Source organism: Gluconacetobacter tumulicola (assembly GCF_014174215.1).
In the GTDB taxonomy this organism is placed as follows: Bacteria; Pseudomonadota; Alphaproteobacteria; order Acetobacterales; family Acetobacteraceae; genus Gluconacetobacter; species Gluconacetobacter tumulicola.
In genome coordinates, this window is the sequence record NZ_JABEQL010000017.1 from 30,303 (window position 1) to 44,553 (window position 14,251).

A 14,251-nucleotide genomic window follows, 5' to 3' on the forward strand; every position below is an offset into this window, starting at 1 on the left:
CGGACAGGCGCGGGTCAGAAGCTGTCGGCACGGGCAAGCACTCCAAGAATCTCTTCTTCCACGCGGGTGAAGTACGAATAGCGGCCCGGCCGCGTCTCCGGATCGGACGGGTATCCGGTGGCGGCGAACAGCAGCGCGTCACCCGTCTTAGGATCATACCACAGGCCGGAATGCAGCCCGTACGCATTGCCCAGATGGCCGCGCAGGCCACCGCGATAACCGGGATACGGCGTGTCGCCCCGGCCGGCGGCATCGCGCTGCCCCAGCAGGCAGATGACGGACAGGCCATAGCAATCGATCGGCCCCTCGCCATCGGCCCCCGACAGGCCGTTATGCCCGTCATAGGTCCAGGTCGGACGTTCCATCATCTCGACCGAGGCCGGCGACAGGATCCGCACGCCATCGAGCGTGCCCCGCTGCATCATCAGCCGCGCGATCCGCGCCATCTCGGGGATCGACACCCGCAACCCGCCCTGCGGCGAGAACAGGGTGCCGTTGCTGCCCACCCGATAATGCGCCAGTTCGGCCGGCGTCCGGCCGCGCAGGGGCCGGTCATCGGCCGTCGCCACCCATCCCTGCGGCAGATGGCGGTACAGCGTGGCCAGCGCGTCGGGGTCGGGCAGCGCCAGCGGGTCGTAGCCACCGGCAATGCCCGCCGGGTCCAGCACATGGGCGCGCATGTAGCGGTCGAAACGCTCGCCGCTGACCCGTTCGATGATGGTGCCGACCAGCCCGTAGCAGAGGTTGCAATATTCGAACCACGCCCCCGGCGCCCGGCCGGCGCCATGGGCGAAATGATCGCCGGTGGGGCCGGGCGGGTGCGCGGTATCGAACAGGCTCGCGATATCCTGCCCCGGCGGAATCAGGTAACCGTCGGCATCGCGGATGCTCGACGTATGGTTCAGCAACATCCGCACCGTAATCGGCGCCGACGGAAAATCGGGGTTGCGCAGCGCAAAGCCCAGATAGCCCGACGCATCGTCATCCAGCCGCACCCGGCCCTGTTCGACCAGCCGCATCAGGCCGATCGTGGTGACGAGTTTCGAGACCGAGGCAATCCGAAAGCGCGTCTGCGGCGTCACGGGCAGGCTATGCCCGTCCGTGCGATAGCGAAATCCGCTGTAATGGCTGTAGACCATCCGGCCGTCATGCAGCCGCGCCGCCGCCAGCCCCGCCAGCGGCAACGCCTCGCCCTGTTGCACGATCGTCTCCAGCGCCGTGTCGGACGCATTGCCGCTGGCCGCACCGGCACCGGCCGGCAGGGCCGCCAGGACAAGCGACAGCCACAGGAAACGCGGAAAGGCGGAGCGGGCCATACAGTCAGATCCTTCGTACGATCACGGGACGGGCGCGCCGGTGGTCTCGCCACCGACCAGCAGGGCCAGCAGGGTGGCGCAGGCAGGGGCCAGTGTGAAGCCCAGCGCCCCCTGCCCGGCATTGACCATCAGGTTGGCCCGGCCGGTATACCCCACCACGGGCAGTCCGGTGGGCGTGGCGGGCCGAAAGCCCGCCCAGGCTTCCGCATCGTCATACGGCCCGGCATTGGGGAAACTGGCCTGCGCCAGGCGCCGCAACTGCGCGATCCGCCGGGGCGAGGCGCCATCGTCATCGGCGCCGATATCGACCATGGCGGCAATGCGAAACCGCTCGCCCAGCCGGGCATAGACCACGCGGTTGTCGTAGTCGGTGACGCTGATATCGGGCGTCCCCCCGGCCCGGACCGGCAGGGTCAGACTATATCCCTTCAGCCCATATAACGGAATATCCTCACCCACGGCACGCAGCAGCGCGCGCGTGCGCAGCCCGGCGGCAACGACGATCAGGTCGGTCTGGGGGCCGGCCTGGCCGTCGATCCGCACCGCGCAGCGATTGTCCGGCGCGGCTTCCAGCGTCGCCACACCCCTGACATGGGTAAAATCCGGGCTGGCGGCCAGCCGCGCCAGCAGCGCGCGACAGAACAGGTGGCAATCGGCGACTTCCTCGCCTTCGGTAAAGATTCCGCCCGCCAGCGCGCCGCGCAATGTCTCCAGCGCCGGCTCACGCGCCACGCATTCGGCAGCCGTCAGCACAGACTGCGCGTCGGGTTGCGTGATCCCCCGCGCGGCATGCGCCAGCGTGGTCGCCGTGCGGTGAACGATCATCTTGCCGGGGCGGCGCCAGCAGAATTCCTCCAGCCCCTCGGCGCGCCATGCCGCCAGGACCCGCTGCGCCAGCAGGGCGATGTCCAGCAGGCGGTGCGCATGCGCACGATTGGTTCCGGCCCGGCACGCCGCGAGAAAGGACAGCAGCCACCGCCATTGATCCCGATCGGCGCGCAGCCGCAGCGATACCGGCGCACCGGGGCGCATCATCCAGGCCAGGGCCTGGCGCGGCACGCCGGCATCGGCCAGCGGCGCGACGTAACGGTAGCTCAACTGCCCGCCATTGGCGAAACTGGCACCATGGCCGACATCGGGAAGCTGTTCGACAAGGCGAACCACATGACCCTGCCGGATCAAGGCATAAGCGGTCGACAACCCGACCACACCGCCCCCGATGACCGTAACCGAACGCGCGTGCCGCATACCTCTGATCGATCCTCCCGTACCGAAACCGCGCGCCGTCACACGACACGGCAACCGCGCGCCGTCGCGCGACACGGCCGAGTTCCCGCAATAGGGCGCGTCCGGGGGCAGGCACCAATTCCAATATGACGCATGACGTTAACCCCAGGTTATTCCCGGCCCGACAGCGCCCCGAGCGGTTAACCTGACGTTATATGCCGCCAACAATTCGGTATTTGACCTGGACTGTTACGTTATCGCTTCATTCCGTTACGAAACCATGTCAGGTGGCGGCTGCTCCGTCCGTCGGCATGAATTCGTGCCGCCACACGACGCGACAGTCTGTTCAGGGATTCGCTTTCACCATGCCTCCATCGTTCGACAGAAAATGGCTTCTGCCGCTTCCGGCCCTCGCCGGCGCGATCGTCCTGGCCCCGGCGGCCGGTGCCGAGACGGCCGTCGGGACCCAGCCCCACGCCGCCCAGCACCGGACAGCCGCACACCATGGCGCGAACCGCACGGCCAGACCCACGGCAGCAGCAACAGCCGCACCGGCAACGCCGACGTCCGCCCCGGCCCTGGCAACACGGGAGAGGCAGGCGCAGGTAGCCCGCATGGTCGCCGCCCCGATGCCCGAGCCGTCGGCGCCGGAATCTGTGGTGGTCACGGGTTCGATGCTGCAGACCTCGAACAATTCCAACGCCAACCCGGTGCAGATCATCACCGCCAGGGATATCCAGCGCACCTCGGCCACCACCCTGTCGGACTATCTGCAACGGCTGCCCTCCATGGGCACGTCAGGCACCTATAACACGTCGACCAACGGCGGCGGCGGCATCGCCTGCCCCGATATCCGCAATCTGGGCTCCAACCGGGTGCTGGTTCTGGTCGACGGCAAGCGGCAGGTGCAGAATGGCGGGGCAGGCAGTTCCTGCGTCGATCTCAACACCATCCCCGCCTCGATGGTCGAAAGCGTCGAAATCCTGAAGGATGGCGGGTCGGAACTCTACGGCGCAGACGCGGTGTCGGGTGTCATCAACGTCAAGCTGAAACACGATCTGACGACCGGCAACGTCACGCTGAAAGGCGGCCTGACCCAGTACGGCGACAACCGCACGGGCATGATCTCCGCGATCAAGGGGTTCGATTTCGACCATCATCGCGGCAACATCACGATCGGCGGCCAGTATCTCACCCAGGGCTCGATCATGCAGCGCGACCGCGCCTGGGGCTACAACCCGCAGATCAACAACCCCGCCCCCGGCGGCACCATCGTCCACGGGTCGGGCATCACCCCCACCGCCACGCCCATCGTCGGCGGGGTCGAGATGTTTCCCAACGGCAATGGCGGCTTCTCGCCGCTGACGGCGTCCGAACGGTACAATTACGGCCCGCAAGGCACGCTCTACCAGTATGTGCAAAGCTCCGCCGTAACGGGTGACGCGCATTACGACGTCAGCGACCATCTGACCCTGTACGCCAACGCGCGCTACACGCACAAATCCTCGCAGGCCCAGCTCTCGTCCGAACCGCTGACCGGCAGCGTCGGAGTCAACGACCTGCCGGCCGCCTTCGTCCTGCCCGCCGGCAACCCGTACAATGTCTGGGGCAAAAATGTCAGCATGTACAAGCGGACGACCGAATTCGGCCCCCGCCAGTACGATTCCGCCAACGATACCTGGCAGGTCGTGGCCGGCGGCAAGGGCACCATCGTCGACAACTGGAAATACGATGCGTCCATGACCTACGGGCAGACGCAGAACACCATGCGCACCCAGGGCATGGTCAATTATGCCGACATCATGCAGGAACTGGGCGTCTCCACGGCGGGCCGCGGCGTCTCCTACAATCCGTCTGTCTGTACCAGCCAGCCGGGTTGCACGCTGTTCAACCCGTTCCAGACCTGGCCCGATTCCGCCGTCAATTATGCCAAACATACCGAAGTCGACCACGCCACCTACCAGCTCCGCGACTTCAACCTGCGCGTCAACAACAACGAGGTGGTGAAACTGCCCTATGAAGGCGGCGGCCCCATCGGCCTCGCCCTGGGCCTGGAACATCGCAGCGAACAGCTCTCCTATTACGCGGACCCCGAGGTCCAGGCCGGCAACATCGCGGGCTCCTATACCTCGTCCACCAGCGGCGGCTTCAACGCGACCGAAATCTATGGCGAAGCCAAGATCCCGCTGCTCCACGACGTGCGTTTCGCCAGGGACCTGACGATCGACGCCCAGGGCCGCTGGTCGCACTACAACACGTTCGGCAATGCCCAGAACTGGAAGACCAGCATCAACTGGGCGCCCGTGCGCGACATCCGCTTCCGCGCCACCCTGGGTACCTCCTTCCGCCAGCCCAACGTCTACGAACTCTATGGCGGCCAGTCGGTCGGCTATCCGGCGGCGGTCGATCCCTGCACCCGTCCGTCCTATTACGGCGCGACGGCAGCGACGGTCGAGGCCAACTGCGCGCGCTACGGCGCCAACCTGGCCCACCCGTCGCAGGCCTATGCCAACCAGTTGCCGACGCTGGAAGGCGGCAACCCCAAACTGCGCCCCGAAATCGGCCGCACCTACACGTTCGGCACGGTGGTGACGCCCCGCTGGGTCCCCGGTCTCTCGGCATCGGTCGAATACTGGCACACTTCGTTGCAGAACACGATCGGCAGCGTCGGCACGCAATATATCGTCGACCAGTGCTATACCGGCTCTTCGCCGGGCTATTGCGCCGACATCTCGCCGCGTGACGCCAACGGCCAGATCACCATGGTCAACGCGACGATGCAGAATCTCGGCACGATGAACACCGACGGCATCGATTTCGACCTCGACTACCGCATCCGGCTGACCTCGCTCGACGTGCTGAGCGTCTCGAACAACTTCCAGGAACTGATCGCCTACAACGTGCGCCCCTATGCCGGCTCGCCGGTACTCAACGGCGCCGGACGGCTGTATTATGCGGGCGGCGGCGCCTATGCCGGCGCCGGCGTCGCCCATCCGCGCGTGTCCGACTACGCCACGGTCACATGGACGCACGGACCGTACAGCATCACCTACATGATGAACTATATCGGCGGCATGAAACTCAATAACGGCTCGAAGGACCTGCTGCCCGCCTCGGCAACCTACTACAAGGTGCCGGGCATCTTCACGCAGGACATCACGCTGGGCTATCGCCTGCGCCAGTGGACGTTCCAGGCCGGCGTCAACAACCTGTTCGACAAGAACCCGCCCTTCGTCCCCGACGGCGTCATCAACACCGACCTCGCGGCCTACGGCCAGAACGTGATCGGCCGCTACGCCTTCCTCCAGGCCGGCATGGATTTCTGACCCGGACCAGGGCCCGCGCGCTGGCGACGAACCAGCGCGCGGGTCCCGCCCGTTCGCCCGCACGGCTTCTACCCGGCCACGATCTCCAGCCCCACCGCCCGCTCCCGCAGCCGGGCGAACCGCCACGCCACATGAGCCTCGCCCCAGGCAGGCACGAAGGCCAGCGCATAGGGTGAAATGCTGCTGAGCAGATCGCATCCCCCCACCCGGCCCGACACCCAGTCCACCGTGCCCGCGCCATAGCAGCACAGCGCCCGCAGCCGCGCGGCCGGCAACGGGCCCGCATCCGGCCACGCCGCCGGATCGCCCAGCATGACGGTCAGGCTCGTACACACCGCCAGCGTCGCCACCAGGGCCGCCGTCTGCGCGACATCCTCGACCAGAAACGCCGGATAGCGTCGCCGCAGATCGGGCCGCCGCAGCGCAAGCGTCACCTCGTCCAATGTCCCGGCAAGGGTGATGCACCCGTCCGGCAGGGCGCACGTCTCCAGCGTCTCATGCCAGACCGGCGGCACGTCCCGCGCCCACACCACCATGTCCACGCCAGGCGCGGCGAGATCCACCAGACTGCCGGGCATGCTGGAGGCCCGAACGCGCGGAGCCTCCCCCATCGCCGCAGCCGGCCAGTTTTCGATCGTGAACATCGTTCAGGCCGCGACCGTCACGGGTCCATCGTCGGCCCCGCCGCAGGCATCGGCCGCATCGACCGTCAGCAGCAGCCGCATCCGCTCCGTCACGGGCAATGCCGAAAGCGGTGGCGAACGGTGCAGGACGCCGTGCTCCTCCGTCCAATTGGGAAAACGCCGCCCCTTCAGCAGCACCACCGCTCCGGTTTCGGCCTGCCCGATAATCGCACCCTCATCCGCGGTCCACTGCACGCCCGGGCCCAGATAGGCACACAGCAGACGCAGGCCGACATGATCGACATGGAATTTACGGCAACTGTCGGTGACGATCCGCTCCAGGCGCACCCGCAGCAGCGACTGCCGCGCCACCGTGGCATAAAGCGTCGCCAGCACCAGCGCATCGTCCAGCAGCGCCCCGGTGCGTACTGTAAACGCCCCGGCAATCCGCCGGCGAATGTCCTGAATCGTGCCCCGCGCCTGGACCAGCCGTGCCCCCTCCGTCACATGCAGGCGCGCCGCCTCCCGCACCCGCGCCCCGGGTATGCGGGGATGCACCAGGATGGACCGTCCGGCCGCCCGGATGGCACCGCAGGATGCCAGATCGGTCAGGCGATGGCGTGTCGGGCAGGAAGACATCGGGCAGGCACCGCTCCAGCGTGTATTGATATATTATAACATACGGTCTAGAGGCCGGAAACGCAACCGCCACGGAGCATCGCGTCATGGACACCCGCCTTCCCGTCACCGTGCTGTCCGGCTTTCTCGGCGCCGGCAAGACCACGCTGCTCAACCACATCCTCAACAACCGCGAGGGCCGCAAGGTCGCGGTCATCGTCAACGACATGAGCGAGGTGAACATCGACGCCGACCTGGTCCGCAACGGCGGCGGCGACCTGTCGCACACCGACGAAAAACTGGTCGAGATGAGCAATGGCTGCATCTGCTGCACCCTGCGCGACGATTTGTTGCAGGAGGTCGGCCGCCTGGCGCGCGAAGGCCGTTTCGATTACCTGCTGATCGAATCCACCGGCATCGCCGAACCCCTGCCCGTAGCGGCAACCTTCGAATTCCGCGACGAACGGGGCAACAGCCTCAGCGACGTTGCCCGGCTGGACACGATGGTCACGGTGGTCGATGCCGCCAACCTGCTGAACGACTACGCATCGACCGATTTCCTGCGCGACCGGGGCGAGGTCGCGGGTGACGGCGACGACCGCGCGCTGGTCGACCTGCTGGTCGAGCAGATCGAATTCGCCGATGTGGTGGTCCTGAACAAGACCGGCAGCGCCACCCCGGCGCAACGCGACGCCGCCCGCCAGATCATCCGCGCGCTGAACCCCGACGCCGACCTGATCGAAACCGACCACAGCCGGCTCGACCTCGCACGCGTGCTGAACACCGGCCGCTTCGACTATGAACGCGCCCATACGCACCCGCTCTGGTTCAAGGAACTTCACGGCCACACCAAGCACGTTCCCGAAACCGAGGAATACGGCATCTCAAGCTTCGTCTACCGCGCGCGGCGCCCCTTCGTGCCGGCGGCGTTCGCCCGCTTCATCGAACAGGGCTGGCCGGGCCTGGTCCGCGCCAAGGGCTATTTCTGGCTCGCCACCCGCCCTGACTGGGTGGGCGAACTCAGCATCGCCGGCGCCCTCGCCCGCCACCAGGCGGCCGGGCGCTGGTGGGCCACCATCCCCCACCAGCACTGGCCCCTGGACGAAGACTGGCGCCGCACGCTCGCCGGCAACTGGGACGACAGCTTCGGCGACCGCCGGCAGGAACTGGTCTTCATCGGCACAACCATGGACCAACCCGCCATCCGCGCCGCCCTGGACGCCTGCCTGGTCCCCGAGCCGGACTTCCTCCCGCACCGCCACGCCCACCTGCCCGACCCGTTCCCCCTCTGGGCCGAACAGGCAGCAGAGCCCGCCTGAGCAAACCGAATCATGCCCGGACAAGTCTGCGAATACACAATGCCGGCGCGGGAAAGAGGCGCTCCACTTCGCGATGTCCGCTCACCACAAGCGGACATCTTTCCATTGCCCAAGAGGCTTTAATATGGCACGCATGAATCCATGACCCACACAGAAAATACAGCTTCACATGTCTGGTGGCGCTCCGTTCGCGGAGCGGCATAGGGTCTCTTTTCATGACTCAAGCCGCATCAGTCGGCTTGTGTTGAGTCATTTTACCAGAAACGACCAGTCAGGCTGACGATGGAGGCTTCCCAGGAGGAAACAGCCATCATGTCTCCCGGTCTCCAGGATCATTATCCCTTACCTGAGGGATACGCCTTCCGCGCAGGCGTTCCCGACGCAGAAACCTATTGCCGTCTGCGCAGAATAAGCGGTCTGACACCGCGCAGCCTGCGCGCCGCCCGGATGGGCCTGCCCCATACACTCTACGGGGTGCATGTCGTGTACGATGCTGACATCGTGGGGATGGGACGGATGATCGGCGACGGCGCGCTCTTCATCCATCTCGTCGATATCGCCGTCGATCCTGCCCATCACGGGCACGGAATCGGGTCTGCGATCGTGGGCGCTATCATGCGTCATATCCGATCCACCATTCCTGCCGAAACATATGTAAGCCTGATGGCAAATGGCGAAGCCTGGCGGCTCTACGAACGATTCGGTTTCTCGAATGTCCTGCCAGATGCAAGAGGAATGGCACTATGGATCGACAGCCAATGACAACAGCCCTTCTCATCATCGACCTCCAGCGGGCCATCCTCACAGGGCTGGCCCATGCCGATCGGCAATCGTCCATCGATGCCCGCCTCGATGCGGTCGCGGCCCGATTGGGCCGGATGAAACATGCAGCGGAAGCATCGGGAATTCCCGTCATCCTCGTTCAGCATGACGGGAATGCCAGGCATCGTCTGGCGGTCGGAACGACCGGCTGGCTGTTCCGCGACGAAATCGCACCGCGCGACGATACGGTCATCGTCCACAAGCGCAGTTGCGACTCGTTCCACGACACGGACCTGAGCGAATGTCTGGCAGAGCTTGGTGTCGATCGTCTGATAATCGGCGGCTGCATGACCCAATTCTGCATCGATACCACCACACGGCGGGCCGTTTCGTTGGGCTTCGACGTGCTGTTACTCAGCGATGGTCATACAACCGCCGATTTCGGCCCACTGACTGCCGAGCAGATCGTCGATCACCACAACCGCTTGTTATCGGGGTTCGACGCCGGATCAAGAACCGTTCGCGTGGTGCCATCGGACACGGTTCGCTTCCCGACGAACTGATACAGGGTCATCGCCCCAGTCGCAAACTGGTCAGGATACGAATTCCGCACGTCACGCCGAAGCCGGCACATCGCGGATCGGCCTCCTGACCAGTTCCCCGCCACAATTCGGGCACCGATGGTCCAGCACCTCCGACACGCAGGCCGCGCAGAAAGTACACTCGAAAGAGCAGATCATCGCCTCGGCCGATGATTGCGGAAGGTCCCTGCCGCAACAGCCGCAATCGGGGCGCATCTCAAGCATGGGTACCTGCCTCAAGGGCAAAACCCTCATCCAGCCAGCCCGTCACACCACCAGCCATGATCTTCACCGGCCGCCCCAACCGGGCCAGACGGAGGGCCCCACGCGCCGCGCCATTACAATGCGGCCCCGCGCAATAGACGACGAAAACCGTCTCCGCAGGCCACGCCGCCATGCCCGAGGCCGTGATCCTTCCATGCGGCATGTTGATCGCCCCGCCGACATGCCCTCTGACGAAAAGATCCGGGCTCCGCACATCAAGCAACACGAAATCGGCCTCCCGGGCCAAAGCCTCATGCACATCCCAGCAATCCGTCTCGAACGCGAACAGCGCCGAGAAATGCGCAACGGCTTCGGCAGACGACGCGGGCGGGACAAAGGTGACGGACGTTGCCATCGAAAGCCTCCCTGCTTCTCCCCGCCAGCATCCTTTCCCCGCGCCACGCTTGCAATTGGCATAAACGACAATCATCATGCAGATCATGCCAAACACAACCGGCCCGCTGGTCGCCGCCCTGCTCTATGACGGCCTCTGCACGTTCGAATTCGGCATCGTGTCCGAAATCTTCGGCCTGCACCGTCCCGAAATGGGGACGGACTGGTACCGCTTCGCCAGTTGCGCGATCGAGGACGGCCCCCTGCGCGCCCATGGCGGCATCCGCATCCTCCCCGACCACGGAGCGGAACTCCTGGATCAGGCAGATCTGATCGTCATCCCCGGCTGGAGGGGCGCCGAGGCACCCGTCCCCCCCACACTCGTGGTCCGGCTGCGCCGAGCCCACGCGCGCGGGGCACGGCTGGCGTCGATCTGTTCCGGTGCCTTCGTGCTGGCCGCCACCGGCCTGCTCGACGGCGCGCCGGTCACCACGCACTGGCGCCACGCCCAGGCCCTGCAACGCCGCTTTCCCGCCCTCCGCGTCGACAGCACCTCGCTCTATCGCGAGACCGACCGCATCTTCACCTCCGCCGGCAGCGCCGCCGGCATCGACCTGCTGATTGAAATCGTCCGGCAGGATTACGGGCCGGCGGCCGCCAATTCCGTGGCCCGCCGCATCGTCATGCCCGCGCATCGCACCGGCGGCCAGGCGCAGTTTCTCGAACGCCCCGTCAGCCTGCGCGCCGAAACCGATATCGCCCCCGTCCTCGACCGTGTCCGCCAGGCACTCCATCAATCCTGGCCCATCGCCCGCCTGGCCGACGAAGCCGCGATGAGCCGCCGCAGCTTCGAACGCCGTGTCGTCGCGGCCACCGGCATGCCGGCCGGCGAATGGCTGGCCACCGAACGCGTCGAAGCCGCCAAGACGCTCCTGCAGGAAACGTCACGCCCGATGGAAGACATCGCCGAAGCCGTCGGTTTCGGCAGCGTCTTCGCCCTGCGGCACCATTTCCGCAGCCGCGTCAAACTCAGCCCCAGCGAATACCGCCGCAACTTTGGCCGCCGAAAACCATCGCCAGCCTGAAAAAGACGCCCTCTTCCCCGGAACCCATATGATTTCCCTATACCGCCATATTCATCACAGCATCGTAATTAATAGCGGCACATCTCACGCATCTGTCTCGTCTTTTTACAAATCATCAGCATTCCACCGCGCCGCTGCAAAGGCCCGACCTGCGCACGACTGACAGAAAGTGGAGTCCATGACGCGGTCTCTCCGGCGACCATGGAAGCCATCCCAACGGCCAGCTACGCCGAAAACCACCGCCCACACGATCGACGGCATGCTGAAGCTGGATATCCCCCCCCCCGCCACCGTCAGCCAGTCGGACCTGCAACTGCGCTTCGACCGCCCCACCGGAGCAGTCCGCTTCGGCCTGGTCTTCTCCAATGCGCGCGGCGAGGAACTCCGCGTCGGCTATGACGGCACGACCGGCCGCTATTTCAGCGACCGGCGCAAGGCCGCCGACCCGGCCTTCTCGCCCAAATTCGCCCCCCGGATCGACACCGCTCCGCGCACTGCCATGCGCCAGCCCGTCACCCTGCGGCTACTGATGGACGCGGCGTCCATGGAACTCTTCGCCGATAACGGACAGACGGTGATGACGGAAACAATCTTTCCATCCGAAAAATTCGACCGCGTCGCCCTGTTCAGCGAAGGCGGCAGCGTGCGCTTCAAGGGGGGCACCTTCTATCCCATGCGCAGCATCTGGTCGGCACCATCCTCTTCCGGCGGCCAGGATCACGACTGACACGCCCTACGCGGCAGCCCGCAGCAACAACCGGTTCAGGCTTTCCAGCACGGTAAACCCCTCGCGCCAGACCTTGAGGAACCGGGCCCGCTCCATCCCCCGCTCGGCCATCAGCCCGGCCAGCGCGCCCACGCTGCGCGTACCGTCCACCAGCGGCAGAATGGTCCGCATCTGCGGCGGCACCGGCGCCGGCACTGTCAGCGTGCCGAAGGCAAAGGGCAGGATGCCATCGGGGCTGATCTGCCGCGCCAGCTCGGCGCCGGGGATTTCCCGCATCACCGGCACCGCATCGTCGCCGCCGCAATCGGGCGGCGCCACCCGCGCACCCTTGCGCACCACATAGGCGACATGGGTGGCCATGTTGCCCGTCAGCGCCTCGGCCACCACGGCCCGTTCCCGCCAGCCCAGCTCCGCCACACGCGCCCGCAGGCGCGGATTGGGCAGGAACAGCGCGGGGTCATAGCGCGCCGGCTCCATCAGGCACGCCGGCTCCAGCCCCGCCGCATCCAGCAGATCGAGAAAGGCCGCAATCGTATAGGCCCGGTCGCGCGGGTTCAGCAGCAGGTCATACAACCCGGCATCACCCCCGGTCAGATGGTCGCCGAAATTGCCGTTCTGGCGCAGCCACGCCGTGGCCGGCAGCGCGGCCATCACGCGCTTGGCGGTGCCCAGCCGCTCCGCCGGCTTCCGGCCATGCGGCGCCAGAATCTCCAGCGCCTCCTGCACCATATACACGCCGGTCCGCCCATAGGGGGCATAGACCATCAGCCCCATCCCCCCGCCCGGTGCCATCAGGCCCACCAGCCCGCGCAGCGCCGCCAGCGGATCAGGCAGATGATGCAGCACGCCGCAGCAATCGATATAATCGAACACCCCCAGATCCAGCTCACCCAGCGCGGTCAGCGAGCCCTGGACAAAGCGGATATTACCCAGCCCCCGCGCCTCGGCCCGCGCCCGGGCAATCCCCAAAGCATGGGTCGAACGGTCGACGCACACCACCTCGCCCGCCCGGCCGGCACGCGCCATGTGCGTGGCCAGCATGATCGCCCCGTCCCCGGTGCCGCACCCGGCCACCAGCGCCCGTAACGGGGCCGCCTCCGGCCGGCGGGCACCGAGCACCCAGTAGTCGATCTCCCGCAGATGGCTCGGGCTGCCGATCAGCAGCCGCTTCGCCTCATCGCGCGGGTCGCGCTCGGGATAGGGATAGGCCTCGTACTGGGCCGCCAGATCGGCGTCGCGCGCATCGGCGCCGGACAGGGTGGTCATGAATGCTTCCCGCACAGATAATCCAGGGACGGTCGCAGGCCGGGCCGGCCGTCAGGCGCGCGAGAACACCACATCGTCCGCCAGCCGCGATTTCGGCAGTTTCGCGTTGAAATCGCTCTCGGCGTGATAGCCCAGCGACACGATCACCGCCGGCGCCAGCCCCTTCTCCGTCAGGCCGAACGCCGCATCCAGCGCCCCGGCATCGAAACCCTCCATCGGCGTCGCATCCACCCCCAGCGCGCCGGCGGCCAGCAGCAGGAAGCCCAGCGCGATATAGGCCTGCTTCTGCGTCCACATGGCCAGGTCGCCCGCCTCCTCGTGCAGCGCCACATAACCGCCCCGGGTCTTGCGCTGCCCCTCGCGGGCCTCCTCGCCGGCAAAGCGGCCGTCCGCCTGCTCCTGGTCCAGCACCGCCTGCAAATGCGCCGGCGGCAGGGTCGTGCGCGCGCACAGCAGCACGACATGCGAGGCATTGAGGATCTTCGGCGCATTATAGGCAAACGGCCCCGCCGCCCCCGTGGCCACGCGCGCCTTGCCGGCCGCATCGTCGGCCACAAAGAAATGCCAGGGCTGCGCATTGACCGAGGACGGGCTGAAGCGCAGCGCCGCCATCAGCTGCGCCACGATATCGTCCGGCAGCCGGCGGCCGGTATCATAGGCCTTGGCCGTATAGCGATGCTTGAGAATTTCGATCAGATCCATCATCCCGCCTCATCTTCTCTCGACGGGCAGAAAGTGGGCCGCCACGGGCAACGCGGTCAAGAGGCCAAGCAGCGTGACGCGGATATGTGCGTCACGCGGGCT

The 14,251-nt window shown here is 66.4% G+C and carries 14 protein-coding genes; 6 read left to right on the forward strand and 8 right to left on the reverse strand.

The features are described 5' to 3' along the window. Positions 1–14: 14 nt before the first annotated feature. Together HLH29_RS12870 and HLH29_RS12875 are read right to left on the reverse strand one after the other, a co-directional pair. Complete coding sequence (locus HLH29_RS12870; RefSeq protein WP_182967421.1) at positions 15–1,316, reverse strand: serine hydrolase domain-containing protein; 1,302 nt, start codon at positions 1,314–1,316, stop codon at positions 15–17. 21 nt (positions 1,317–1,337) lie between these two features. After that, a complete protein-coding gene (locus tag HLH29_RS12875; RefSeq protein ID WP_182967423.1) occupies positions 1,338–2,564 on the reverse strand; it encodes an FAD-dependent oxidoreductase in 1,227 nt (408 codons plus the stop codon). Between the two features lie 344 nt (positions 2,565–2,908). On the opposite strand from HLH29_RS12875, the gene HLH29_RS12880 reads away from it, so the two are divergent. Next, a complete protein-coding gene (locus HLH29_RS12880; RefSeq protein ID WP_246374229.1) occupies positions 2,909–5,869 on the forward strand; it encodes a TonB-dependent receptor plug domain-containing protein in 2,961 nt (986 codons plus the stop codon). Positions 5,870–5,937: 68 nt separating this feature from the next. On the opposite strand, the gene HLH29_RS12885 is transcribed toward HLH29_RS12880, so the two are convergent. Then, the gene (locus tag HLH29_RS12885) at positions 5,938–6,513 is read right to left on the reverse strand and encodes a hypothetical protein (protein ID WP_182967425.1); all 576 of its coding nucleotides are present in this window, start codon (positions 6,511–6,513) and stop codon (positions 5,938–5,940) included. 3 nt (positions 6,514–6,516) lie between these two features. Then, positions 6,517–7,131, reverse strand: a complete 615-nt coding sequence (locus tag HLH29_RS12890; RefSeq protein ID WP_182967427.1) for a DUF1826 domain-containing protein — start codon at positions 7,129–7,131, stop codon at positions 6,517–6,519. A gap of 86 nt (positions 7,132–7,217) precedes the next feature. Here HLH29_RS12890 and zigA point away from each other — a divergent pair, with 86 nt between their 5' ends. From zigA to HLH29_RS12905, 3 genes are all read left to right on the forward strand, one after another. Continuing rightward, on the forward strand, positions 7,218–8,429 hold the full coding sequence (gene zigA, locus HLH29_RS12895) for a zinc metallochaperone GTPase ZigA (protein ID WP_182967429.1): 1,212 nt from the start codon (positions 7,218–7,220) through the stop codon (positions 8,427–8,429). 282 nt (positions 8,430–8,711) lie between these two features. Beyond that, positions 8,712–9,191, forward strand: coding sequence for a GNAT family N-acetyltransferase (locus HLH29_RS12900; protein ID WP_220791514.1), 480 nt, complete (start codon positions 8,712–8,714; stop codon positions 9,189–9,191). Continuing rightward, a complete protein-coding gene (locus HLH29_RS12905; RefSeq protein ID WP_182967431.1) occupies positions 9,188–9,754 on the forward strand; it encodes an isochorismatase family protein in 567 nt (188 codons plus the stop codon). The genes HLH29_RS12900 and HLH29_RS12905 overlap by 4 nt, the downstream gene beginning before the upstream one ends. Before the next feature lie 51 nt (positions 9,755–9,805). Here HLH29_RS12905 and HLH29_RS12910 read toward each other — a convergent pair whose 3' ends face one another. Beyond that, positions 9,806–10,027 carry a DUF1272 domain-containing protein gene (locus tag HLH29_RS12910; RefSeq protein WP_338030240.1) on the reverse strand — a complete coding sequence of 74 codons (222 nt, stop codon included), beginning with the start codon at positions 10,025–10,027 and terminating at the stop codon, positions 9,806–9,808. Further along, on the reverse strand, positions 9,990–10,391 hold the full coding sequence (locus HLH29_RS12915; protein ID WP_182967435.1) for a rhodanese-like domain-containing protein: 402 nt from the start codon (positions 10,389–10,391) through the stop codon (positions 9,990–9,992). Before HLH29_RS12915 ends, HLH29_RS12910 begins: the two co-directional genes overlap by 38 nt. Positions 10,392–10,467: 76 nt before the next feature. Between HLH29_RS12915 and ftrA the strand changes: the two genes are divergently transcribed. Together ftrA and HLH29_RS12925 are read left to right on the forward strand one after the other, a co-directional pair. Next, positions 10,468–11,454, forward strand: coding sequence for a transcriptional regulator FtrA (ftrA, locus tag HLH29_RS12920; protein WP_246374230.1), 987 nt, complete (start codon positions 10,468–10,470; stop codon positions 11,452–11,454). Positions 11,455–11,713: 259 nt separating this feature from the next. Next, the gene (locus HLH29_RS12925; protein WP_182967437.1) at positions 11,714–12,181 is read left to right on the forward strand and encodes a GH32 C-terminal domain-containing protein; all 468 of its coding nucleotides are present in this window, start codon (positions 11,714–11,716) and stop codon (positions 12,179–12,181) included. 6 nt (positions 12,182–12,187) lie between these two features. On the opposite strand, the gene HLH29_RS12930 is transcribed toward HLH29_RS12925, so the two are convergent. Together HLH29_RS12930 and nfsB are read right to left on the reverse strand one after the other, a co-directional pair. Further along, entirely contained in the window at positions 12,188–13,447 is a 1,260-nt protein-coding gene (locus HLH29_RS12930; protein ID WP_182967439.1) for a class I SAM-dependent methyltransferase, read from the reverse strand. Between the two features lie 51 nt (positions 13,448–13,498). After that, positions 13,499–14,152: an oxygen-insensitive NAD(P)H nitroreductase gene (nfsB, locus tag HLH29_RS12935; RefSeq protein WP_246374231.1), complete on the reverse strand. Its 654-nt coding sequence runs from the start codon at positions 14,150–14,152 to the stop codon at positions 13,499–13,501. Between the last annotated feature and the right edge of the window lie 99 nt (positions 14,153–14,251).